This window comes from Sanguibacter hominis ATCC BAA-789 (genome assembly GCF_012396185.1).
Classification (GTDB): domain Bacteria; phylum Actinomycetota; class Actinomycetes; order Actinomycetales; family Cellulomonadaceae; genus Flavimobilis; species Flavimobilis hominis.
In genome coordinates this window covers 1,291,505-1,313,967 of the sequence record NZ_JAAXOW010000001.1, presented here as the reverse complement: position 1 = coordinate 1,313,967, position 22,463 = coordinate 1,291,505, and the positions used below count along the sequence as shown (strand labels likewise).

At 72.4% G+C, this 22,463-nt stretch carries 21 protein-coding genes; 7 read left to right on the top strand and 14 right to left on the bottom strand.

Annotated features, from left to right (window positions below; all coding sequences use genetic code 11):
- Positions 1-101 precede the first annotated feature (101 nt).
- On the top strand, positions 102-746 hold the full coding sequence (locus tag HF995_RS06000; RefSeq protein ID WP_168446820.1) for an NAD(P)-dependent oxidoreductase: 645 nt from the start codon (positions 102-104) through the stop codon (positions 744-746).
- Positions 747-905: 159 nt separating this feature from the next.
- Here HF995_RS06000 and HF995_RS05995 read toward each other — a convergent pair whose 3' ends face one another.
- Both HF995_RS05995 and HF995_RS05990 read right to left on the bottom strand, forming a co-directional pair.
- Positions 906-1,565, bottom strand: coding sequence for a pentapeptide repeat-containing protein (locus tag HF995_RS05995; RefSeq protein WP_168446819.1), 660 nt, complete (start codon positions 1,563-1,565; stop codon positions 906-908).
- Between the two features lie 31 nt (positions 1,566-1,596).
- Positions 1,597-2,181, bottom strand: coding sequence for a TetR/AcrR family transcriptional regulator (locus HF995_RS05990; RefSeq protein WP_168446818.1), 585 nt, complete (start codon positions 2,179-2,181; stop codon positions 1,597-1,599).
- A 137-nt stretch (positions 2,182-2,318) separates the two neighbouring features.
- Between HF995_RS05990 and HF995_RS05985 the strand changes: the two genes are divergently transcribed.
- Complete coding sequence (locus HF995_RS05985) at positions 2,319-3,293, top strand: NAD-dependent epimerase/dehydratase family protein (protein WP_168446817.1); 975 nt, start codon at positions 2,319-2,321, stop codon at positions 3,291-3,293.
- A 77-nt stretch (positions 3,294-3,370) separates the two neighbouring features.
- Here the strand turns inward: HF995_RS05985 and HF995_RS05980 are convergent, their stop codons facing one another.
- From HF995_RS05980 to HF995_RS05950, 7 genes are read right to left on the bottom strand one after another with little or no spacing between them, the layout of a single operon-like run.
- Complete coding sequence (locus tag HF995_RS05980) at positions 3,371-5,392, bottom strand: FtsX-like permease family protein (RefSeq protein WP_168446816.1); 2,022 nt, start codon at positions 5,390-5,392, stop codon at positions 3,371-3,373.
- Positions 5,389-6,081, bottom strand: coding sequence for an ABC transporter ATP-binding protein (locus HF995_RS05975; RefSeq protein WP_168446815.1), 693 nt, complete (start codon positions 6,079-6,081; stop codon positions 5,389-5,391). The genes HF995_RS05980 and HF995_RS05975 overlap by 4 nt, the downstream gene beginning before the upstream one ends.
- Entirely contained in the window at positions 6,078-6,635 is a 558-nt protein-coding gene (locus HF995_RS05970) for a PadR family transcriptional regulator (RefSeq protein ID WP_168446814.1), read from the bottom strand. Before HF995_RS05970 ends, HF995_RS05975 begins: the two co-directional genes overlap by 4 nt.
- Positions 6,636-6,692: 57 nt before the next feature.
- A complete protein-coding gene (locus tag HF995_RS05965) occupies positions 6,693-7,523 on the bottom strand; it encodes an ABC transporter ATP-binding protein (RefSeq protein ID WP_168446813.1) in 831 nt (276 codons plus the stop codon).
- Positions 7,520-8,584: a FecCD family ABC transporter permease gene (locus HF995_RS05960; protein WP_168446812.1), complete on the bottom strand. Its 1,065-nt coding sequence runs from the start codon at positions 8,582-8,584 to the stop codon at positions 7,520-7,522. The genes HF995_RS05965 and HF995_RS05960 overlap by 4 nt, the downstream gene beginning before the upstream one ends.
- Positions 8,581-9,621, bottom strand: coding sequence for a FecCD family ABC transporter permease (locus HF995_RS05955; protein ID WP_168446811.1), 1,041 nt, complete (start codon positions 9,619-9,621; stop codon positions 8,581-8,583). The genes HF995_RS05960 and HF995_RS05955 overlap by 4 nt, the downstream gene beginning before the upstream one ends.
- Positions 9,618-10,673: an iron-siderophore ABC transporter substrate-binding protein gene (locus HF995_RS05950; RefSeq protein ID WP_168446810.1), complete on the bottom strand. Its 1,056-nt coding sequence runs from the start codon at positions 10,671-10,673 to the stop codon at positions 9,618-9,620. Before HF995_RS05950 ends, HF995_RS05955 begins: the two co-directional genes overlap by 4 nt.
- 216 nt (positions 10,674-10,889) lie before the next feature.
- Between HF995_RS05950 and HF995_RS05945 the strand changes: the two genes are divergently transcribed.
- Positions 10,890-11,339: a DoxX family protein gene (locus HF995_RS05945; RefSeq protein ID WP_168446809.1), complete on the top strand. Its 450-nt coding sequence runs from the start codon at positions 10,890-10,892 to the stop codon at positions 11,337-11,339.
- 132 nt (positions 11,340-11,471) lie between these two features.
- On the opposite strand, the gene HF995_RS05940 is transcribed toward HF995_RS05945, so the two are convergent.
- The 3 genes from HF995_RS05940 to HF995_RS05930 form a co-directional block, all read right to left on the bottom strand.
- Positions 11,472-12,515 (bottom strand): zinc-binding dehydrogenase, encoded by a 1,044-nt coding sequence (locus HF995_RS05940; protein WP_350308753.1) that lies wholly within the window; start codon positions 12,513-12,515, stop codon positions 11,472-11,474.
- An 82-nt stretch (positions 12,516-12,597) separates the two neighbouring features.
- Positions 12,598-13,173: a hypothetical protein gene (locus HF995_RS05935; RefSeq protein WP_168446808.1), complete on the bottom strand. Its 576-nt coding sequence runs from the start codon at positions 13,171-13,173 to the stop codon at positions 12,598-12,600.
- Positions 13,174-13,199: 26 nt separating this feature from the next.
- Positions 13,200-14,450 (bottom strand): AGE family epimerase/isomerase, encoded by a 1,251-nt coding sequence (locus tag HF995_RS05930; RefSeq protein ID WP_168446807.1) that lies wholly within the window; start codon positions 14,448-14,450, stop codon positions 13,200-13,202.
- A gap of 211 nt (positions 14,451-14,661) precedes the next feature.
- On the opposite strand from HF995_RS05930, the gene HF995_RS05925 reads away from it, so the two are divergent.
- Positions 14,662-16,221: an Ig-like domain-containing protein gene (locus tag HF995_RS05925; protein WP_168446806.1), complete on the top strand. Its 1,560-nt coding sequence runs from the start codon at positions 14,662-14,664 to the stop codon at positions 16,219-16,221.
- On the opposite strand, the gene HF995_RS05920 is transcribed toward HF995_RS05925, so the two are convergent.
- Together HF995_RS05920 and HF995_RS05915 are read right to left on the bottom strand one after the other, a co-directional pair.
- A complete protein-coding gene (locus tag HF995_RS05920; RefSeq protein WP_168446805.1) occupies positions 16,199-16,804 on the bottom strand; it encodes a methylated-DNA--[protein]-cysteine S-methyltransferase in 606 nt (201 codons plus the stop codon). The genes HF995_RS05925 and HF995_RS05920 overlap by 23 nt on opposite strands.
- Complete coding sequence (locus HF995_RS05915; protein WP_168446804.1) at positions 16,801-18,492, bottom strand: AlkA N-terminal domain-containing protein; 1,692 nt, start codon at positions 18,490-18,492, stop codon at positions 16,801-16,803. The genes HF995_RS05920 and HF995_RS05915 overlap by 4 nt, the downstream gene beginning before the upstream one ends.
- Positions 18,493-18,717: 225 nt before the next feature.
- On the opposite strand from HF995_RS05915, the gene HF995_RS05910 reads away from it, so the two are divergent.
- The 3 genes from HF995_RS05910 to HF995_RS05900 all read left to right on the top strand — a co-directional run bounded on the left by HF995_RS05910 (position 18,718) and on the right by HF995_RS05900 (position 21,652).
- Complete coding sequence (locus HF995_RS05910) at positions 18,718-19,941, top strand: MFS transporter (protein ID WP_168446803.1); 1,224 nt, start codon at positions 18,718-18,720, stop codon at positions 19,939-19,941.
- 112 nt (positions 19,942-20,053) lie between these two features.
- Positions 20,054-20,512 (top strand): nitroreductase/quinone reductase family protein, encoded by a 459-nt coding sequence (locus HF995_RS05905; protein WP_168446802.1) that lies wholly within the window; start codon positions 20,054-20,056, stop codon positions 20,510-20,512.
- A gap of 153 nt (positions 20,513-20,665) precedes the next feature.
- Positions 20,666-21,652 carry a magnesium and cobalt transport protein CorA gene (locus tag HF995_RS05900; RefSeq protein ID WP_210727079.1) on the top strand — a complete coding sequence of 329 codons (987 nt, stop codon included), beginning with the start codon at positions 20,666-20,668 and terminating at the stop codon, positions 21,650-21,652.
- Positions 21,653-22,463 lie beyond the last annotated feature (811 nt).

Here is a 22,463-nt window from a genome sequence, read left to right as displayed (position 1 = left end):
CTCCTCGGTTACCGGAAAGTGCGTACTTTCGCGTGGAGAGTGACTCTCCTATGGTGAGGATAACCCCGGCGCGCAGCGCCCACCAGACCCCAGGAGGACCCATGACCCGCATCACCGTGCTCGGCGGAACCGGCTACACCGGCGGCAACATCGTCCGCGAGGCCGTCGCCCGCGGTCACCAGGTGACGTCCATCAGCCGCACCCTCCCCGAGGACCAGATCGACGGCGTCACGTACCGCACGGGCGACGCGCTCGACGCCGACACCCTCGCGCACGTCGCTGACGGGGCCGACGTCGTCGTGCACTCCCTCGCCCCCCGCGGCCCGCTCACGGACACCTTCCAGGACGTGGTCCTCGCCGCCGCGGCGGCCACCGCGCAGGCCGGCGCCCGCTTCGGGATCATCGGCGGCGCCGGTTCGCTGCACGTCGTCGAGGGCGGGCCCCTGCTCGTCGACGGCCCCGAGTTCCCGGAGGCGTTCCGCGCCGAGGCGCGGAGCATGGTGGGCGTCCTCGACGCCCTGCGCGACTCGGCCGAGGACCTCGACTGGTTCATGGTCAGCCCGGCCGCCGGCTACGGCTCCTACGCGCCCGGCGAGCGCACGGGGGCGTACCGCGTCGGTGGTGACGTCCTGCTCACCGACGACGACGGCACGTCCTTCATCTCGGGCGAGGACTTCGCGATCGCGGTCGTCGACGAGATCGAGCGCCCGGCCCACCGCCGCGCCCGCTTCACGGTCGCCTACTGACAGATCGCCGTCACCGGCCCGATCGGGGTTTACCGAGGTAGGTCCGGGCGCGCGAGGTAGGCCTCCTCGCTCGAGGTAGGGCCGTCCAGGGCCCCACCTCGAGCACACTCCCCTGCCTCGCGTGCGCGCACCTACCTCGATGGAAGGCTGGGCGCCGCGTCACACGACGCGCAGGCCGATCTCGCGTGCGAGCAGCGGTGCGAGGCGGACGAGCTGGTGCCCGTCGATCGTCGCTCCGCGCAGGGACGCGACGCCGTCGATACCGTCGAGCTCCGCCCCACGCAGGTCGACGTCGGTGAGCGTCGCGTCCCGCACGTCGAGCCGGCCGACCGTCGTGTCGGCGAACGCGACCCGATCGAGCTTCGCCTGCACGAGGTCGAGCTCGTCGATCGTGCAGTCGGTGAACATTACGTCGCGCAGGTGCGCCCCGCGCAGGTTGACGAAGCCGAGCTTGCAGCCGACCACGTGGACGGAGCGCCACGAGCTGTCGTAGAGCTCGGACGCGCCGAGGCGCCCGCCCTCGAGGACGACGTCGTGCCAAGAGCCGCGAGCGCCCCGCAGCACGGGGATGTTGGGCCGCTCGATGCGCGTCTCGAGGAGCCGCGCGGCGCGCAGCTCCGCCTCCCCTGCCGCGAGCGCGACGACGCGGGACTCGCGGATCGTCACCCCGCTGAGGTCGAGGCTCTCGACGGTCACACCCTCGATCTCGAGCGCCTCGATGTCATCCCCGCTCAGCAGGTCCCCCGCACCTCCGGGCTCGAGGTGGCCAAGGGTGAGAGGACTGAGGTGCGGGGCGACGACGTCGCGCTTCGGAGGCATGGACCGATTCTCCCGCGCGACGCCCGAGCACCTAGGACGGCGAGGCCGGGTAGTCGACAGCCAGTGCACCACGGCGCAGTCCCGCGAGGGCGATCGTCACGGCGCGGTCGATGGCGATCGTCAGCTCGCCCCCGTCGTAGGACGCGAGGACGCCCTCGATCATCGTCAGGACGAGCTGGACGTCGTCGACCGTCACGGACGGGTCGACCTCGCCGCGGCGCTGCGCGGCGGCGAGCGGCGCCGCGAGGAGTGCCGCGAAGCGCGCGCCGAGCGCGAGCAGGGCGTCGGCAGCCTCGGGCGTCGAGCGCAACAGCGGGAAGAGTCCGGCCAGCCGGCTCTGGCCTGCGACGATGCGTCGCACGACGAGCTCGAGCGGGCAGTCGTCCCCGCCGTTCGCGGCAACGAACGCCACGACGTCGTCGATGTGCTGGTGGTAGACGGCGGCCGCGAGGAGGTGCCGTTCCGGGAAGTGTCGATGGAGGGTCGCGCGTCCGACCCCGGCCTCGCTCGCAACCTCTGCGAGCGGCGCTGCGGCGCCGCGCTCGGAGAAGACGCGGGCTGCGGCGGCGACGAGAGCGGCACGGTTGCGGACGACGTCGCGTCTCTCGGTGGGCACACCTGAGTGTAGGAGGGCCCGGACGACCAAGGTCGGGGGGACGTTCTTCCCACACGAGGGGCCTCACACTCTCGAATACTGGAACCAAGAAACGGGCACCGATGCCCGTTTCACCGCACACCCGGAGGAGATCCCCCATGAGCAAGGTCCTCGTCGTCGGAGGCTCGGGCCTCCTCGGCTTCCACTCGATCCTCGAGCTCGTCACCCGCGGCCACGACGTCACCTCGCTGTCCCTGCCCATGGACCAGGTCGACGTCGAGTTCCCCGCCGGTGTGACCACCCTGTGGCACGACGTCAACGCCATGACCGACGCCGAGCTGGCCTCGCTGCTCGAAGGCACGGACGCCGTCATGTACGCCGCCGGGGCGGACGAGCGCGTGGTGCCCGCCGCGCCGTCGGGTCGCTTCTTCTACGAGGCCAACGTCCTGCCGACGCAGCGCCTCGCCCGCCTCGCCCGCGGGGCCGGCGTCAGCCGCTTCGTGCTCTTCGGCTCCTACACGGCCGAGTTCGCGGACCGCTTCCCCGACCTGGGCTACCGCGAGCAGCAGGGCTACCCGCGTGCCCGCCTCGCGCAGGAGGAGCTGGCGATCTTCGAGGGCGCAGGTGCGATGGACGTCATGGTGCTGCGCCTCCCGTACATCTTCGGCATCGTGGGCCAGCGCCGGCCGCTGTGGCAGTTCATCGTCGACGGCGCGCGTCGCCCCGGTCCTGTCGCGGTCCTCGGCGGGTCGACGTCGTCGGTCACCGTCCGCCAGGTCGCCCAGGCCGCCGTCGGCGCGATGGAGAAGGGCCGGCACGCCGCCCGCTACCCCATCAACGGCTACGACCTGACCTACGCGGAGCTCAGCCGCCTCGCCTGTGAAGCGATCGGACGAGACCCCGAGGACGTCGTCGTCGTGCCGCTCGACGCCATGCTGCCGTACGGCGAGCAGGCGGACGCCGCGTGCGCCGCCGAGGGCACCGAGCACGGCATCCACGTCGTCGACTCGATGCGGTTCCAGGACCGCGCGGCGACGAGCCCCATCGAGCCGACGGCGTCCGAGCTGGGCATCGAGCCCGACGACGTCGTCGCCGCCATCCGGGAGACCATGCGGTGGTGCGTCGAGCACTGAGCCGGGTCCCAGGCTCTGCCGGGTAGCCCTTCCTCCGCGTGTCGTGCCGGCCCCCTGCACCGGCACGACAACGCGCCTCACTCCTCGCGGAGGAGCTCTGGGGTGAGCCGGGTGGTCGCGGCAGGAAGCGTGAGGAGCGGCACGAGGGTGACGACACCGGCGACGACGCCGAGGAAGAGCGGCACCCCCGCGCCGATCACACCAAGCCCCGTGCCGGTCGACCAGGCGACCGCCCCCACGAGGATCAAGCCGCAGCCGGCAGCGAGGACGATCCCGGCCCCCAGCGGCAGGAGCACCTGCACGGCCTGCGCGGCGAGGAGGGTCCGCGGCGGCACACCGACGGCGACGAGCCTGGCCACCGTGCGACGACGCTCCTGCTGACGGTCGACTGCCGCGAGCGCGATCCCCAGGCACCCGAGGCCGACGAACCACGCGACGAACGTGAGCAGCAGCGATCGCTGCGCCTGCACGGACGCGTACGTCTCGAGGTCGGGCAGGTGTGCGGCGACACCGAGCGTCGCGAGCTCGTCCGCGACCTCCTGCGCTGCCTCGGGGCCGCCGTGCGCGAACAACGTGGCCATCATGACGGGCGGTGGATCCGCCCCCAGTAGCGCGGTCGGCACGAAGAGGCCGAACGGCACGGGACCGATGCTCCCCCCACCGCCGATGACACCCTCCCACAGCTCGCCCGTCGCGTCGGCGTCAGCCACGATCGGGTCGTCGGAGACGTCGACGGTGATGGCGCCCTGATCCTCGATGCTCACGTGGCTCATGAGCGTGACCGATGTGTCGGCAGCCCTCTCGTGGCCCCGCCCGACGATGTGCGCCGCCCGGTCATCCCGGCACCCCGTCACCACGACGAGGCGAGCGAGCTGCTCGCACGTGCCGACGAACACCTCGCTGCCCTGGACGGGCAGCCCGTCGTCATCCAGCCGCATGTAGGACGGCGCGACAGCCAGGACCCGCGGCAACGCCGTCGCAGCCCTGACGTCCCCCGCCGTCAGGCCGTGCGGACGCCCGACCTCCGAGACGGCCGCGCTCTCGTCATCCTCGACCGCACCGTCCACCTCGAGCAGGAGACTGATCGGCCCACCGTCCGCCGCGAGCTCCTCGAGCCGGTACTGCTCGTCGTACGTCAGCGCTCCGAGGTAGCCCGCCGCACATGTCGTCAACAGCACGACCACCGACACGCTCGCCACGACGCGCGAGACCGACGTCGGCTCCGTCTGCATCCCCCGACCTGCAAGGACCGCGGCCGTGCGGCGGGTGCCCACGAGGATCCCCGCGCACCACGACGCGACGAGCGACGGCACATAGGCGGAGCCCACGCCGAGCAGTACCACGCAGACAGCGATCACGAACCCGACCGGGACGTCCGACTCCTGGATCTGGGCGAGACGTACCGCTCCCCCCACAACGGCGCCATCAGGCTCCAGCGTCTTGACGGTCCCGGGCATGCCCGCCGCGAGCCACGCGGTGAGCGCGAGTCCCGCGCCGAGCGGCGCGAGCGCCCACGGCAACGGCAGACGACGCGTGCTCGCGGCCCGCCGAGCAAGAGGGGAGGACGCGAGCCGCCACGTCCCGGCCACAGACGCGAGGCCCGCGGTCGCAACGAGCACGACAACGACCCCTGCGGCGACTGATGGAGTGACACGGAACGGCTCGGGCAACCCGTGATAGGTGCCAGCGACCGTGTACCGCCACCCTGCACTCAGAGGTGCCACGGGGATCGCGAGGAGCACGCCCACGACCGCACCCGCCGCAGCCAGCAGGCCGGCTTCGAGCGCGCCGACGGTGCGCGTTCGCGCGGGAGTGAGCCCGAGGACCCGCAGAGAGGCGAGCCGCCGGTCACGCGTCGCGGCAGACAACCGGCCGACCGTGACGAGCAGGATGACAAGGGGGAGGAGCACGACACCCGTCCCGGCGGCGAGCACGAGGCGCGCGGAACCGGAGGTGGTGTCGGTCAGGACGGCGCCCTGCAGGGCCGCGGCGAGCGCGAGCACGAACCCACCCAGGACGTTCGCGCCGAGCTGCGCGCCTACCCGCAGCCGCCCTCCCGCCCGGGCCAGCCGCCAGGCGAGGTCGACGAGGGACGTCATCGCGGGTCGCCGATGTATGCGGCCTGGTCGACGCTGCGACCGTCTCGCACGAGGACGTCACGGCTCGCGTACGACGCGACGCGCAGGTCGTGCGTGACGAGGACGACGGCGGTGCCCTGGTCGCGCGCCGCATCGACGAACGCTTCGAGCACGAGCTCACCCGTGAGCGTGTCGAGCGCGCCGGTCGGCTCGTCGGCGAGGACCACAGGCGGTGCGTGCACGAGCGCGCGGGCGACCGCCGCCCGCTGGGCCTGTCCCCCCGACACCTCGGAGAGACGACGGTCAGCCTCACCGGCGACCCCGAGCCGGTCGAGTGCCTCGAGCGCGCGGTCCCGGGCTGGTCGCGCGCTCACGCCCGTGAGGCGCAACGGCAGCTCGACGTTCTCGACGACGGTGAGCTCCGGGACGAGCTCGCCGTGCTGGAAGACGAAGCCGAGCTGCCGCAGCCGGACGTCGGAGCGCTGCCGCTCCGACATCGTGTCGATCCGTACGCCTGCGATCTCGACGGTGCCGGCGTCGGGCCGGAGCAGGCCGGCCAGGAGGTGGAGGAGCGTCGACTTGCCCGAGCCGGAGGGGCCCATGACGGCGACGATCTCGCCGGGCGCGACATCGATGCTCGCGTCGACGAGCGCCGACGTCGCGCCGAAGGACTTGGCGAGCCTGGTGCCTGTGAGGACGGGGGCGGTCATCGGGGCTCCTCGCCGTCGTTCGTAGTAGCGGCGCTGCCGCGGACCTCCTGGGCGAGCGTCTCGAGTCGTGTGCCCGCGAGCTCGATCCAGCGCAGGTCAGCCTCGAGATGGGCGATCTCGTAGTCGGCGGCGAGGCGGTCGACTACGTCGCCGTCACGCCGTGCGGCGGTGAGTTCGCGCATGCGCGCAAGGTAGGCGCGGCGCTGGATGTCGAGGACAGAGTCGGCGGATCGGCCGGCGACGAGCGCGAGGACGACCTTCGTGAAGAGCTCCGACGGTCGGCCGGAAGGGACGTGCGGCGAGCCGAGCCACGTGTCGAGCTCGCTCGCCCCTGCGGGGGTGATCGCGTAGACCTTCCGGTCGGCGCCGTCACCGTGCTCGAGGCCGACACCGCCTGCGAGCCCGTCGCGCTCGAGCCGGGCGAGCGTCGAGTACACCTGCCCGTACTTGAGCTCCCTGCCGTGACCGAGCAGTTCGTCGTACCGACGCTTGAGGACGAACCCGTGCGTCGGGCCGCTGTCCAGGAAGGCGAGGATTGCCATCGGAACTGTCATGGCCAGGAGACTACACCCGATGTATACACTGCGTGAACATCCCTCTCGAACCGCTGCTCAGCGCACCGGCGCACCGCCCACGCCGGTCGGCGCCACGCGATGCCGCCCGAGCGGCAGCATCATCGGTCGGCCGGACGTCGGGTCCTCGATCACCCGGCTCTCGAGCCCGAACACGGTCCGCACCGTGTCCTCGGTCAGCACGTCGCCCGGGGCGCCGGCCGCGTGCACCGCGCCGTCGACCATCGCGACGAGGTGGTCGGCGTAGCGGGCTGCGAGGTTGAGGTCGTGCAGCACCATGATGACCGTCGTGCCGCGAGCGCGGTTGAGGTCGGTCAGCAGGTCGAGCACCTCGACCTGGTGCGCGACGTCGAGGAACGTCGTCGGCTCGTCGAGCAGCAGCAGGTCCGTCTGCTGCGCGAGCGCCATCGCGATCCAGACCCGCTGCCGCTGCCCGCCGGAGAGCTCGTCGACCGGCCGGTCGATCAGGTCGGCCGTGCCGGTCGCCTCGAGGGCCTGGGCGACGGCGACGTCGTCGGCCGTCGTCCATCGCGACATGAGGCCGTGGTGCGGGTGGCGCCCGCGCCCGACCAGGTCGCCCACGGTGATGCCGTCGGGCGCGACGGGCGACTGCGGGAGCAGCCCGAGGGTGCGGGCCAGCTGCCGGGCGGGCGTCGCGTGGACGGCGCGGCCGTCGAGCAGCACGTGCCCCTGCTGCGGGGCGAGCAACCGGGACATCGACCGGAGCAGCGTCGACTTGCCGCACGCGTTCGCGCCGACGATCGCGGTCACGGCGCCGGGCGGCACGGCGAGGTCAAGATCCTCGATGACGACCCGGTCGCGGTAGCCGACGGTCAGGCTCGTCGCGGCGAGCGTGTGAGCGGCGGTCATATCGACCCTCCTGCACGGTGGGAACGGATGATCAGGTAGACGAGGAACGGCGCGCCGAGCACCCCCGTGACGACGCCGACGGGGAAGCGTGTGCCCACACCGTGCTGGCCGACCAGGTCGGCGAGCAGCACGAGGAGCGAGCCCGTCAGCGCGGCCGGCAGGAGCAGCGAGCCGTTCGGTCCGACGAGCCGCGCCGCGATGGGGCCGGCGAGGAACGCGACGAACGCGATCGGTCCGGTCGCGGCCGTCGCGAAGCCGATGAGCCCGACAGCCGCGACCACGACGCCGAGGCGGGTCCGGCCGACGCGCGTCCCGAGGGCCGACGCCGCGTCGTCGCCCAGGCGCAGCGTCTCGAGGTCGCGTGCGAGCGCTGCGAGCACGGGTCCGAGCACCGCGAGCGCGACGGCCACGGGCACGACCTCGCTCCAGCGCGACCCGTTGAGGGACCCGGTGAGCCACCGCATGGCCTCGTTGACGTCCCACTCGGAGGCCCGCTGCAGCAGGTACGTCGTGACAGCCTCGAGCATGGCGGTGACGCCGATCCCCACGAGAACGAGCCGCGTGCCCGCGACGCCGTCCTTCATGGACAGCACGTAGATGAGCAGGGCGACGCCGAGCCCGGCGACGATCGCGAAGAGCGACACCTGCGCGCCGTCGAGGCCGAGCACGACGATCGCGAACGTCGCGGCGACGCTCGCACCCGAGCTGATGCCGATGATGTCGGGGCTGGCGAGCGGGTTGCGGAGCATCGTCTGGAACGTCACGCCGGCGAGGCCGAAGCACGCTCCGGCGAGCAGCCCGAGGGTCGCGCGCGGGAGGCGCAGGCGGCCGACGGCGAACGTGGCGCCGTCGGCGTCGCGCCCCAGCAGGACGTCGAGGACGACGCCGGGCCCGTAGAACGTCTTGCCGATCATGAGGCTCAGCGCCCAGACGACGACGATCGCGGCGACGAGCGCGAGGGTCACGCCGGTGCGCCGCCGGGCGCGCCGACGGCGCTCGGCTGCGACCTTCCCGACGAGCGTGGCACCCGCGAGCGCAGGCGGGGCGACGGTCCCGGTCACAGCTCGCGCACCTTCCTGCGCCGCACGATCGCGATGAAGAACGGTGCACCCACGATCGCGGTGATGATGCCGACCGCGATCTCCTCCGGCCGCGCGACGACGCGTCCGACGACGTCGCCCAACAGCAGGAGGCATGCGCCTGCGAGCGCGGAGAACGGCAGGAGCCACCGGTGCGCGGGTCCGACGATCAGGCGGCACGCATGCGGGACGACGAGCCCGACGAATGCGATCGGGCCGGCGACCGAGGTCGCGGCGCCGCACAGGACGATCGCGCCGAGGGACGCGACGCCGCGCGCGACGGCGACGTTCTCACCGAGGCCGGCTGCGACGTCGTCCCCGAGGGCGAGGGAGTCGAGGCTCCGCGCGCACGCGAGGCACACGACGAGACCTGCCGCGAGGAACGGCAGCACGGGAGTCATGGTCGCGAAGGTCGCTCCGCCGACGCCGCCGACCTGCCACGAGCGGACCGTCCCGGAGATGTCGTTGCGGCCGAGCACGACTCCCGCGATGAAGGACGAGAGGGCCGCAGACGTCGCGGCGCCTGCGAGCGCTAGCTTCAGCGGGGTAGCACCGCCGCGGCCGAGCGACCCGATGACGTACACGAAGACTGCGGTCACCCCGGCGCCGACGATCGCCACCCACACCTTGCTCGTCGCGGTGGTCAGCCCGAACCAGGCGATGCCGACGACGACGGCGAGCGACGCTCCGGTCGTCACGCCGAGGATCCCCGGGTCGGCGAGCGGGTTACGCGTCACGCCCTGCATGACGGCGCCTGCGAGGCCGAGCGCCGCCCCGACGAGCGCCGCGAGGACGGTGCGCGGCACGCGCACGGCGACAGCGGCGTGGTCGAGCCCGTCACGTGCGCCACCGAGGGCGGCGACGACGTCGTGCCACGCGACCTGGCGCGAGCCGACGGCGAGGGACGTGACCCCTGCGGCGACGAGCAGCGCGACGAGCACGGCGAGCCACAGGAGGCGCACGCGCGCCGACCGTCGCACGAGGGCGACGGTCGGCGCGGGGGTGGCGGTCGCGGTCACTTCACCTTGGCGGCGGCGTCGGCGAGCATCGTCACGTACTCGTCGAGGACCCACGAGATGGCGAGCGGCGTGGGGTTCGCCGCCGTGCCGATCGGGTCGGAGCCGGGCAGCGAGACGATCGCGCCAGCCTTGACGGCGGGCATCTGCGACAGCAGCGGGTCCTTCTCGAGGGCCGCGACGATCTCGTCGCCGCCGTACGTCACGATGAGCTCGACGTCGTCGAACGTGTCGACCTGCTCAGCGGAGACGGTGCCGGAGAACGCCTCGGGGTCCTTGCTCGCCGCCGTCACGGACGCGGGGGTGGTCAGTCCGAGGTCCTCGAAGAACGCGGCGCGCGTGTCCTTCGGCGTATAGAACGACACCTGGCTGAGGTCAGCGGTGTCGACGTGGGTGAGGAACATCGTCGACGTGCCGGCGAGGCCCTCGTGCTTGGCCACCGCTGCGGTCATCTGCGCCTCCAGGTCGGCGACGAGAGCGTCCCCCTCGGCTGCGAGGCCCAGGGCCTTCGCGTTGAGGCGGATCATGTCGCGCCACGACGTGACCCACGGCCCCTCGGGGTACGCGACGACGGGGGCGATCTCGCTGAGCGTGTCGTAGTCCTCCTGCGTGAGGCCGGAGTAGGCGGCGAGGATGACGTCAGGCTCGGTCTCGGCGACAGCCTCGAAGTCGATGCCGTCCGTCTCGTCGAACAGCACCGGGGTCTGCGCGCCGAGCTCGGTGAGCTTCTCCTCGACCCACGGCAGGGTGCCGTTGCCGTCGTCGTCGCCGAAGTTGGCGGCAGCCATACCGACGGGGACGACGCCGAGGGCGAGCGGCACCTCGTGGTTCGCCCAGTTGACGGTCGCGACGCGTTCGGGCTTCTCGTCGATCGTCGTCGTGCCGAGAGCGTGCTCGATGCTGACGGGGAAGGTCGCGGCGGGAGCCGTCGTCGACGGGGCGACGCCCGTCGGGGCGGCGCTGGGGGTGGAGGGCTCGGTCGTCGAGCCGCACGCGGCGAGCGCGAGGGCGAGGGTCGAGGCCGCGAGGGCGGCGAGGATCCTGGTGGGACGCATGGGGGTGCTCCGGTCTGCGGGGAGGGTGACGTGGGGCAGATCGTCATCCACCCATTAGGCAAGCCTTACCTCACGGAAAGGTAGCGGAGGTGGGATGACCTGCGCAACGGGCGCGTCACCTCGCGAGACGGCCGCTACGGGCGAGCCGGTCTCCGCCCAGTCGGAGCGGGCCCGTCCCTGCTCGCGCGAGACCGCGCCGACCCGCACGATGGAGGCATGCGCACACTGCTCACCGCCGCTCCGCCCGCCGACACGATGCCCCGCCGGCTCGCCCGCGTCGGCCTCGGACTCGCGCTCCTGTTCGCGGGGATCAGCCACCTGTCGTTCGCTCGGGACGAGTTCCAGGCCCAGGTGCCGAGCTGGTTCCCCGCGAAGGACTTCACCGTGCTCGCGTCGGGGGCGGTCGAGATCGCGCTCGGCTCGTCGCTCGTCGTGCTGTCCCGTTGGCGGGTCGCCGTCGGGCTCGTCGTGGCGGCGTTCTTCGTCGTGATCTTCCCCGGCAACATCGCGCAGTGGGTCGAGCACAAGGACGGCTTCGGGCTGGACACCGACGAGAAACGGTTCGGCCGGCTGTTCTTCCAGCCTGTGCTCGTCGCGTGGGCACTGTGGTCGACAGGCGCTCTCCAGGCCGTCCACGGTCGGGGCGCACGGCCGGAGCCGCGCTGAGGTAGGTGCCTGCACGCGAGGTAGGCCCCTGGAGGGGCTGATCTCGCGTGCAGGCACCTACCTCGGGTGCAACGCCCTACCTCACAGCGCGACCGGGCGCGGGGCGCGACCGGGCTCGGAGCGCGACCGGGCTCAGGGCTTGACCATCACCTTGAGCGCCTCGCGCGAGTCCATGAGCCGGTAGCCCTCGGCGACGTCGTCGAGGGTGACCGTCCGGTCGAACACGCGGCCCGGGTTGATCGCCCCGGACAGCACGCGGCCGACGGCGTCATCCAGGTAGGCCCGGACGGGCGCGACGCCGCCGGTGAGAGTGACGTTCTGGCCGAACAGCGACGGGAAGCCGACCGGCGCCTCCTCGTACTGCGGGACCCCCACGCGGGAGATGACGCCGCCGGGCCGCACGACCCGGTACGACTGCTCGTACGCGGGCATGTGCCCCACGGCTTCGAGCACGACGTGCGCGCCTTCGCCGTCGGTCAGGTCCATGACGCGCGCGACGCCCTCGTCGCCGCGCTCAGCGACGACGTCGGTCGCGCCGAACTCCCGCCCGAGGTCCGTGCGGGCCAGGTGGCGGCCCATGAGGATGATGCGCTCGGCGCCCAGCTCGTGCGCGGCGAGGACGGCACTGAGCCCGACCGCGCCGTCGCCCACGACCGTGACGATCTGTCCGGGCCGCACGCGGCCCATGTGCGCGGCGTGATACCCGGTGAGGTACACGTCGGAGAGCGTCAGCAGGGAGGCGAGGAGCGCGTCGTCGGCGTCCTCGAGGGCGATGCCCGCCTTGACGAGCGTGCCGTCCGCCTGCGGGATGCGCATGGCCTCGGCCTGCGCGCCGCCGACGCCGTTCGAGCCGTAGTAGCCGCCGTGCTTGCACGACGTGTGGACGCCCTCGCGGCAGAACGTGCACGTGTTGTCCGAGTACGTGAACGGCGCGATGACGAAGTCGCCGGGGGCGACGGTCGTCACGTCGCCGCCGACGGCGTCGACGACGCCGATCATCTCGTGCCCCATGGGCCGTCCGCGCCCCGCGGGCATCGAGCGGTAGGGGTGCAGGTCAGAGCCGCACACGCACGCGCGCACGACGCGCACGACGGCGTCGGTCGGCTCGACGATCGTCGGGTCCGGCACCTCCTCCACGCGGACGTCTCCAGCGCCGTACATGATCGTTGCTCGCACGTCGTCTCCTCAGGTCTGCGGGCGGTCGGGCGCACGCCCGGCCTGGTCCATCATCGCGCGTCCGCGGCGGGCTGGCCGGGTGTCAGCCGGACCCGAGGTGCGCGACCTCGACGCCCGCGGTCCAGCCAGGTGCGGAGCCGCCGTCGGGCGGCGGCACGTCGGTCGGCAGGCCGACGACGGCCAGCAGCCACGACACGAACGAGTTCGAGCTCCACATGTCGCCCGAGGGTCCGGCGGCACGCCCCCACACGAGCAGCGGCACCTGCGGTGCCGTCACGAGGACCTGCGCGACGACGTCGGGATCCCGGCTGAGCTCGTGGAACGTGCCGGGACGCGCCGGCCGGTCGGGCCAGGTGCGGACCTCGTAGCGGAAGAACCGCGAGCGCCCGAGCCAGCGCGCCCCCACGGGCCCCTGCGCGACGGCGCCGCGGTCCCGCTCGCTCGTCCCCCAGGCGGGGACGAGCTCGACGTCGTGCCGGAGGCCCGCCGCCGTGACCTGCAGGCTCGCGTGGAACAAGCGCTGCGGCGCGCGTCCCTGGACGCGGGCGCGGGCGACCTCCCACCACCAGGACGTCCGGCGCGCGACGCGGCCGCCCTCGCCGACGGGCGCCCACCGCAGCACGACGGCGTCCGTCTCGTCACCGGGTCGAGCTGCCACGGGATCACGGTAGACCGCGGACGCGCCTAGCTCCCGAGCCCCAGACCGGCCACCTGTCCGTCCGCGACGGCGCGGGCGATCGACGGGCCGAGCGGGAGCCGCGGCAGGAGGGTTGCCTGGACCGCGTGGTAGAGGTCCGGCTTGCCCGGCCACACGGTGCCCGCGGGTGCGAGCGTCGGGTCGAGCTCGTGGTGCCACGAGCCGCGCTCGTGGTCGACGACGTGGGTGACGACGTGGTCCCACCACGTGGCGTAGAGCTCGGCGTAGCGCTGCTCGCCGGTGCGGCGGTGGAGCGCGTCGGCGGCGGCGGTCGCCTCGGCGGCGACCCAGTGCATGCGGTCGCGCACGACGGGCGTGCCGTCCCAGCCGGTCGTGTAGACGAAACCCTCGGCGCCGTCGGCGGCCCAGCCGTCGGCGACGGCACGCTCGAAAAGCGCCACCGCTGTGGGCAGCAGCTCCGCCGGCGCGTCGTCGCCGAGCGCGCCCTCGACGTGCAGGAGCAGCCGGGACCACTCGAGGCCGTGCCCGATCGTCGCGCCGTAAGGCTTGAACTGGTCGCCGGGGCGGTCGGCGTTGAGCTCGAGGTCCGCGGTCCACGCGGCGTCGAAGTGCTCAGGCAGGCGGCCGTCGTGCGCGCCCGCGAGCTCGACGACGAACGCGGCGATGCGGGCGGCGCGCTCGCGCCACGCCGGGTCTCCGGTCGCGTCGGCGACGGCGAGCATCGCCTCGACCGAGTGCATGTTCGCGTTGATGCCGCGGTAGCCGTCGAGCTCGGTAAACGTCACGTCCCACGTGTCGACGGCGCGTCCGGCGTCGTCGTCCCAGAACCGGTCGAGGTAGACGGCGCACGCCTCGTCGAGCAGCTCGCGCGCGCGGTGCAGCCCGGCGAGCAAGGCGCTCGACGCCGCGAGCAGCACGAACGCATGGTCGTAGCAGGACTTTCCCGACGCGCGGTCCGGGACGCCCGCCGCGTCGACGGCGTGGAACCAGCCGCCGTGCTCGTCGTCGTGAAGCACCCCCGTGAGGCCCGCGAGCGCGCCTGCCGCGACGGGGGCGCAGCCAGGCACGCCGAGCATCGCACCGAGCGAGTACACGTGCACGGTGCGGCACGTGATCCACGCCTGGACGCCCTGGCTCGGGTCGGGACGGCCGTCGTCGTCGAGGTAGGCGGCCCCGCCACCCGGTGCGACGAGGCCACCGCGGCCGAAGTCGAGGAGGTCACGGGTGTGCTGGTCGAGCCACGCGAGGTGGGTCGTGCGCGAGGTCCAGGGCAGCATCAGCGCTCTCCTGCAGTGGGAAGGGCGGGTCGCGGATCGCCCGGCACGCCGGGTCACGACCTTAGTGGCGAGTCTAGGTCCGAGGCATGTCCGGCCCACAGGCCCCGATGGGTCGGCTCCTTCCCGAGCAACGCTCTGACCAGCCTTTCCCTGCTATCCCTCTGACCGATACCGTGGTCGCCGACCCGCCAGCCACGCCCAGAGGAACCCCATGCGACACGACGCGACAGCCCGTCGCTCTGCGACCGCGATGCTCGCCGTCGTCATGCTTCTCCTCTCCGGGCTGAGCACGGCGCCCCCCGCGAGCGCGGCCCCCCTCACGGTGACCGTGATCGTCGAGACGAGCCGTGGGATCCCGGTGGAGCGTGCCAACGTCTCGATACGGACGACCTACTCCACGGGCTGGGACGTCCGGGAGGCCGAGACGAACCCTGCCGGCGAGGCGACGTTCACGGTTCCGGCCGCGGGCCTGTACACCGTCGATCTGTTCAACGGCCCGGCCTCCGTCGAGAAGCTAGTCCTCGTCGCTCCCGGGCTCAACCCGATCGTGCGGCTCACGGCATGGTCTCCAGCCTCGATCTCGTTCACGGCCATGAGCGCGGTCGCCGACACGCGCACGGTGGACTACGGCGTCGAGCAGCTCGTCGACGGCAAGTGGCGAACTGCCCACCACGGCAGGCAGGACGAGCGCGTCTCGGGTGGGTGGCGCGTGACGGTCGACGCGCTCGCTCCGGGGACGTACCGGATCCACGTCGGCGGATGGTTCCACCCACAGACGATCACTGCCGGGACGACCGTGCGCGCAGGTGAGGACGTCGACCTCGGCAGGCACGCCGTCGTGTCGTACAGCGAGAGGAAGCTTCGCCCGACGATCTCACGCCCGACAGCCGGCTTCACGACTCGCGAGTGGGACTGGGACGGGTACGCGATGATGTGCGCCCAGGTCAGCGGCGCTCGGCTGGGGGCTCACGCTACGGCCCGGGCCGAGGTGCTCGATCGCTCGGGCAAGGTGCTCGGCCCCGCCATGTGGGTCTCAGATTCGAAGCTCTGCGCGATCGAAGTGACGGACATCGGCACCTACGGCCCCTACCGGTTCCGCCTCCAGGGCGACGAGTACCACCACACCGTGTCGTCGCCGCTCTCGAAGCGGGTCTCGGTCACGCGCCGCGCCTCGACCGTGAAGGTCCGCCTCGAACAGACGACCATCGAGCGGTACGACAACGCGACGGCGCTCATCACCGTCACGGGACCCCTGACCGGGGAACTGGAGATCCGTGTCGACGGGGAGTACGCCCCCACCGTGTGGCTCGGGTCTGTGCGCCACGTCGAACAGAAGCGCGGCCCGAAGACTTACCGGGTCAAGCTGCACGTCCTCGGGAAGCCCGGCCGCCACACGATCAGCGTCCGCCGAGTCGCCAGCGAGTATGACAAGGGCGCCGTGGCGAAGCCTGTGCACGTCAACGTCGTCACGACGAAGCTGTCGGGTCGCCCTACCGTCAAGGTCCGGCCGTTCGCCAAGGGCGCTCGACCGAAGGTGACGGTCTCGGTGCCGCACGCGACGACGGCGATCCCCGTCACCGGGACGGTGCGGTTCTACGTCAACGGTCGCTCGGTCGCGACGGCGAGGCTGAAGGCGTCCGACAACGGCCGGACCACCGTCACCCTACCGGTGAAGCCGACGGGGAGGATCAAGGTGCGCGCGGTCTACGAGGGTTCGAAGCGCCTCCCCGGGGCGGTCTCGAAGACCGTCACCGTGAAGCCGACGAAGTAGCCGCAAGCACCTGCTCGGGACTACGTTCTGCGACGGCTCCGGCACCCCGCGCCTCGCGGTCGAGCAGGCTGCGCTTGATCGGCAGGCCGTACCGGAAGCCGCCGAGGCTGCCGTCGGTGCGCACGATGCGGTGGCAGGGCACGAACAGTGCGGCGGCGTTCATCGCGCAGGCGCCTGCGGCGGCGCGCACGGCGAGTGGGCGTCCGGCGCGCGCGGCGTACTGCGTGTACGTGATCGCCTCACCCGGCGCGACGGCGCGCAGCGCGTCCCACGCGTGCATCAGGAACTCGCCGGACGCCTGGTGCACGGGCACGCGTGCAGGCGCGTCGAGGTCGCCCTCGTAGTAGGCGGTGACTGCCGCGACGACGTCGGCGACGCGGCCGGCCGTCGTCGGGACGGTCTCGACGACGGCCGGCCGCAGGGTCGGGTGGACGAGCGCGACGAGGTCAGCGATCTCGTCGGTCCAGCCTGAGGCGAGGACCGCGCCGTCGCGCACGAGCGCGGTGAACGGCCCGTCAGGGGTGGCGAGCGTGGCGGCGGTGGCAGCGGCGGTGCCGCTGGCGGGCGCGGTGGTGGCGGTCATGACTGGTCCTTCCTGGTTGCGGAGCTCGTGGTCGCGGCGTGCTGCGTGGCAGCGCGCCAGAGGTGCACGACGGCGTACGAGCGCCACGGCGCCCACGGTTCGCTGCGCTCGACGAGCGCACGGTGCGCGGCGGCGACGCTGACGTCGCTGTCGAGGATGCCGGCGGTGCGTGCCCCGGCGACGAGCGCGACGTCCCGCGGGAGCCACACGTCGGGGTCGCCGAGGACGCGCATGACGATGTACGACGCCGTCCAGTCGCCGATGCGCGACCGCGCGAGCAGTTCGGTGCGCAGGGTCTCGGCGTCGGCGCCGACGTGGACGGCGAGCTCGCCGTCCGCGAGCGCGCGGGCGGTCGCGAGGACGGCTCGGACCGCGTCGGCGGGCAGGCGCAGCGGGCGGTCGGGGTCGAGGGCTTCGCCCGGGACGGGCTCGGGGACGCTCGCGACGATCTGGGCGGCGGTAGGGAAGAGCGTCGTGAGGCCGTCGATGCTCGACGCGTACGGGGTGCCGACGGCGGCGGCAAGCCTGCCGAGGTGGGTGCGTGCGGCGGCGACGGAGATCTGCTGGCCGACGATCGCGCGGACGATGAGCTCGTGCGGGTCGACGGCGCCGGGCACGCGGATCCCGGGAGTCGCCGCGACGAGCGGGGCGAGGTCGGGGTCTGCGCCGAGCGCGGTGTCGACGGCGACCGGGTCGGCGTCGAGGTCGAGCATGCGGCGCACGCGTGCGACGGCGGGGGCGACGTCCGCGAGCGCGGTCAGTTCGAGCCGTGCGGCCAGGCGCCACCCGGTGCGTCCGCGCACGGCGCGGACCTCGACCGCGCCGGGGCCGTGCGGGAGGGTGAGGGTGCGTGCGTAGGTGAGGGCGTCGTCGTCGGCGACGTCCGCCGTCTCGACGCCCGTGACCGCACGCGCTGCGAGGAAGCGGAAGGTGCCGACGGCGTCGAACGGCTCGCGGACGGGCAGCTCGACGTCGAGGCGCACGTGGGGGTCCGCGCTCCCCGGGGCGTGGGGTGTGACCGGGCGGCGCGTGCGGGCGCGCAGCTCGGTCGGGCTGACGTCGAACACCGCGCGGACCGTGTCGTTGAACTGGCGCACCGAGCCGAAGCCGGCGGCGAACGCGACCTGCGTGAGCGGGAGGTCTGTGCCGACGAGGAGCGCTCGCGCGGACTGCGCCCGCCGGGCGCGGGCGAGGGGCAGCGGCCCGGCGCCGAGCTCGCTCGTGAGCACGCGCTGCACGTGCCGCGGCGTGTATCCGAGGCGGGCGGCGAGGCCGTCGACGCCTTCGCGGTCGACGACGCCGTCCGCGACGAGCCGCATCGCGCGTGCGGCGAGGTCGCGGCGCAGGTCCCACTCGGGGGTGCCGGGCGTGGCCTCGGGCAGGCAGCGCTTGCACGCGCGGAAGCCGGCGTCCTGGGCTGCGGCCGACGTCAGGTAGAAGCGGACGTTCTCCTGGCGAGGTGTGCGCGCGGGGCAGGAGGGTCGGCAGTAGATGCCGGTCGAGGTGACGGCGGTGAAGAACTGGCCGTCGAAGCGGGCGTCGCGGGCGTCGATCGCGCGGTAACGCTCGGCGAAGGTTCGGTCCGCGACGGTCGGGGCGGCGACGGTCGGGGCGGCGCCGTCGTCGGGGCGCGAGGGCGCGACCGTCGCGGGGTGCGCTGCGCTGTCGGTGCGGGCCGTCGTCGTCATGGGGACAGTCCACCACCTCCCGCCACCTGCGTCTGGCGGGATTCGGACATGGCGGCGGCACCCCGGGTCGGCGCCCGGTCCTGTCGACGCACGCCGGGCCCGCCGGGCCTCTCCCGACGCCGCGGTCGTAACGTTTCGACCGTGGCGTCGACAGTCGCTAGGCTCGGACCGCACGTGGCCGCCAGGTGCGGCTCCCCGCAACCCGCACGAAAGGCAGGACCCGCCATGTACGCGGCTCTCCTCTCGATCATCTACGTCGCCTTCGTGAGCCTCGGTCTCCCCGACTCGCTCGTCGGTGCCGGCTGGCCCGTCATGCACAAGGACCTCGGGGTGCCGCTCGCTTTCGCGGGCATCGTCACGATGGTCATCGCGAGCGGCACGATCCTCTCGAGCCTCGCGTCCGACCGTCTGACCCGCCGGTTCGGTGCGGGCCTGGTGACCGCGACGAGCGTGGGCATGACGGCTGCTGCACTCATCGGGTTCTCGCTGTCCGACCAGTTCTGGATGATCTGCCTGTGGGCGATCCCCTACGGCCTGGGCGCCGGGGCGGTCGACGCGGCGCTCAACAACTACGTGGCCCTGCACTACGCGGCGCGTCACATGAACTGGCTCCACAGCTTCTGGGGCGTCGGCGCGTCGATCAGCCCGTTCATCATGAGCTACGCGCTCACGTCCGGGCAGGGATGGTCGGGGGCCTACCGCACGGTCGGCCTGATCCAGGTCGTCCTCACGGTCGCGCTCGTCGCGACGCTCCCGCTCTGGCGGAGGGTCAACGCGCTGCGCGCGCCCGACGCCGCGGACGCCACGCCCGAGCCCGCAGCCGACGACGCTGCGCCGCTCTCCCTCGCCCGTGCGCTGCGCATCCCCGGGGTTGCGCCGGTGCTCGTCGCGTTCTTCGCGTACTGCGCGCTCGAGACGACGGCGATGGTGTGGGCGTCGACGTACCTCGTGACGGAGCGCGCCGTCGAGCCCGCGACCGCCGCTGCGTTCGCGTCGCTCTTCCTGCTCGGCGTGACCGGCGGACGGTTCCTCGCCGGCTTCGTCGCCGACCGCATCGGGGACCGGCTCCTCATCCGCTGGGGCTTCACGACGGTCGGGCTCGGCACGGTCATGGTGTTGCTCCCTCTCGGGACCGACGTCGTCGCGCTGGCCGGGCTCGTCATCGCGGGCCTCGGCTGCGCACCGATCTACCCGGCGATCATCCACTCGACGCCCGCGAACTTCGGCCGGGAGAACTCCCAGGCGATCATCGGCGTCCAGATGGCTGCCGCGTATGTCGGGTCGACCCTCGCCCCGCCGCTGTTCGGCCTGCTCTCGAGCGGCGTCGGCACGTGGACGTTCCCCGTCTTCCTCACGGCGCTCGCCGTGCTGGGTCTGGTCATGTCGCAGCGGCTCAACGCCGTCGTCGACCAGCACCGGCGGCCCGAGGCCACGCGCGCGACCGCCTGACGTCGCCGCACCTCACCAGATCCCGAGGCTCCGCGGGTCGCCCCGCGGGGTGGTCGCGCCACCGGGCCGGGGCGATAGTGGAGGTCGAGGCACGACGAGCCGGAGGAGAGCCATGAGCTTCAGTCACCCGAGCGGGACCCGTGGCGGCGCGATGCCGCGCGGACCCGTCATGCGCCTGGTCAACAAGCTTGCGACGCGCCGCGTGCGCCGGACGGGTGGGCAGGCGATGGGCATGGACCTGCTCGTGCTGCACACGGTAGGCCGGAAGAGCGGCGAGGAGCGCACGACGCCGGTCGCAAGGTTCAGCGCGCCCGACGGCGGCTGGTACGTCGTCGCCTCCGCGAACGGCGCCGTGGAGAATCCTGCCTGGTACCTGAACATGGCCGCCCACCCAGACCGGGTGAGCGTGGAGCTGGACGGTCAGCGGTTCCCGGTCGACGCCGAGGAGCTGCACGGCGACGAACGCGCGGCTGCATGGGACCTGATCACGCGCGAGGTGCCGCGGTTCACGAAGTACGAGGAGAAGACGGACCGCCTCATCCCGGTGGTCCGGCTGCGACGCCGCGGCTGATCCGGGCAACGGCTGGCTAGGCTCGAGGGGACCACCTCCCGAGGAGAGCTCATGCCTACGAGATCCAGCCGTCACGACCGTTCGCGGCGTCTCCTCGACCTCGTGGCACGACACGACGTAGTCCCTGACGAACCGCGCCTCCCAGCGTTGCGCGTGTCCCGGTTGCGCGACGGTCAGGTGCTGGAGTCCCAGACGGTCGGCGTCGAGGCGTCCGACGACGCGGCTGATGCAGCGTTCGCTGCGGCGGCGACTGACCCGGACACGTTGGTGGTCCTGGAGTACGACATGCCGACGGCGGAGCAGGTCGCTCTCCTCGGTCAGGCGTGGGACCTGCACCCGCTGGTCGTGGAGGACCTGCTCAAGGCAGGTCAGCGACCCAAGCTCGAGCGCTACGGGGACGTGCTGTTCGTGGTGGCGCGCCTCGCGTCGTACGACGACCCCACCGAGGATGTGCGGGTCACCGAGTTCCACCTGCTGCTGCGCGCCAACATCGTCGTCATCCTGTGCCAGGCGCGCGACGGCGAGTCGTTGGGGGATGTCCACCGGCTGACGCGCGACCCCGCCGTGCTCCGCCTGGGCGCAGAGTCGATCGTCCATTCTTTCCTGAACACCGCCGTCGGCGGTTATGTCCAGGTCGTGGCGGACCTCGAGGCGGACCGGGAGGCGATCGAACGGCAGGTCTTCGACGGCGATGACGCGGTCGCCGAGCGCATCTACCGCCTGACGCGCGAGATCATCGACCTGCAGCACGCGGCCGTTCCCCTGATGGACGTCGTCGAAGCCTTGCAGGCAGGGTCCGACCACCACGAGATCCACCCGGGTCTGCACGCGTACCTGCAGGACGTTCTCGACAACCTGACGCGGGTCACTGGTGCGATCGCCGAGCTGCGAGAGGCGCTCACGCAGATCCTCAACGTGAACGCGACCCTCGTCAACCAGCGTCAGAACGAGAACATGAAGAAGATCTCGGGGTGGGCCGCCATCCTGTTCGCGCCGACTCTCGTCGGCGCGATCTACGGCATGAACTTCGACCACATGCCCGAGCTGCACTGGGCTCTCGGGTATCCCATGGCTCTGGGGCTCATGGTCGCGCTCGGCGTGAGCCTGTGGCTGCTCTTCCGCCGCAACCGCTGGATGTAGGTCAGCGCCTCTCTGCATCGTTGCCGCGAAGCGGAGTCGTCATCTGTACGCCACCGTAGTTCGCGCGATTCTAGACGAGTCACAGCTGCACGAAGTGATGCCGGGGCATCGTGTGAGAGGTCGGCAACACCCGGGCTCAATCGAATGTCCAGCGTTCGCGTCTGACGCGTCGATTGGCAATCCTAATAGGGCCACTATTTTACGGCCCTCCATCGCTAAAAACTCTGTGTCATGCGGTTGATGGCGCACGGTCGGAGATGAAGCCGAGGGCCGGATCCCGACTGCGCTGCGGCCTCGGTGCGGTTGTAGCGATCAACCTTGCCTTTGTTCTTGGGTGTGCGGGCGGATGCGCCGGTGACGGCGAGTCGGGGGAGCACGGCGCGGCGGAAGGCGTTCGCCCGGCCGTTTGAGCCGTTGTCATTCACCAGCCGCTCGGTCCGGCTGATGCCACACACGGCAAAACGCCCTGGCGCGGGCACAGAAACCGATCATCAGGTTGACCTTCGCGTCGGATCGGGATTCGGTGGAGCGAAGCGGAAGGGGCGTGGAGGGCCGAGTGCAGGTGGACACACTCTGCCCGAGCACCTTTGCGCCTCCCAAGGTCGACGGGCTCCACCTGGTCGAAGCCGCGGCTGTGGGCGCGCCAACCACCGACGTCGGAGATGCGCCCCACCTCCTTGACACCCAGGTCAGACATGCGCCCCGGATAGCGAGCCGCGATCACAGCGATGGTGCGAATGGTAGCGCCCGTGGGGTCGATGTCCCGGCGCGAGAAAATGCCCAGCCGGCGCAGCCTCCGCGCGACCGCCGC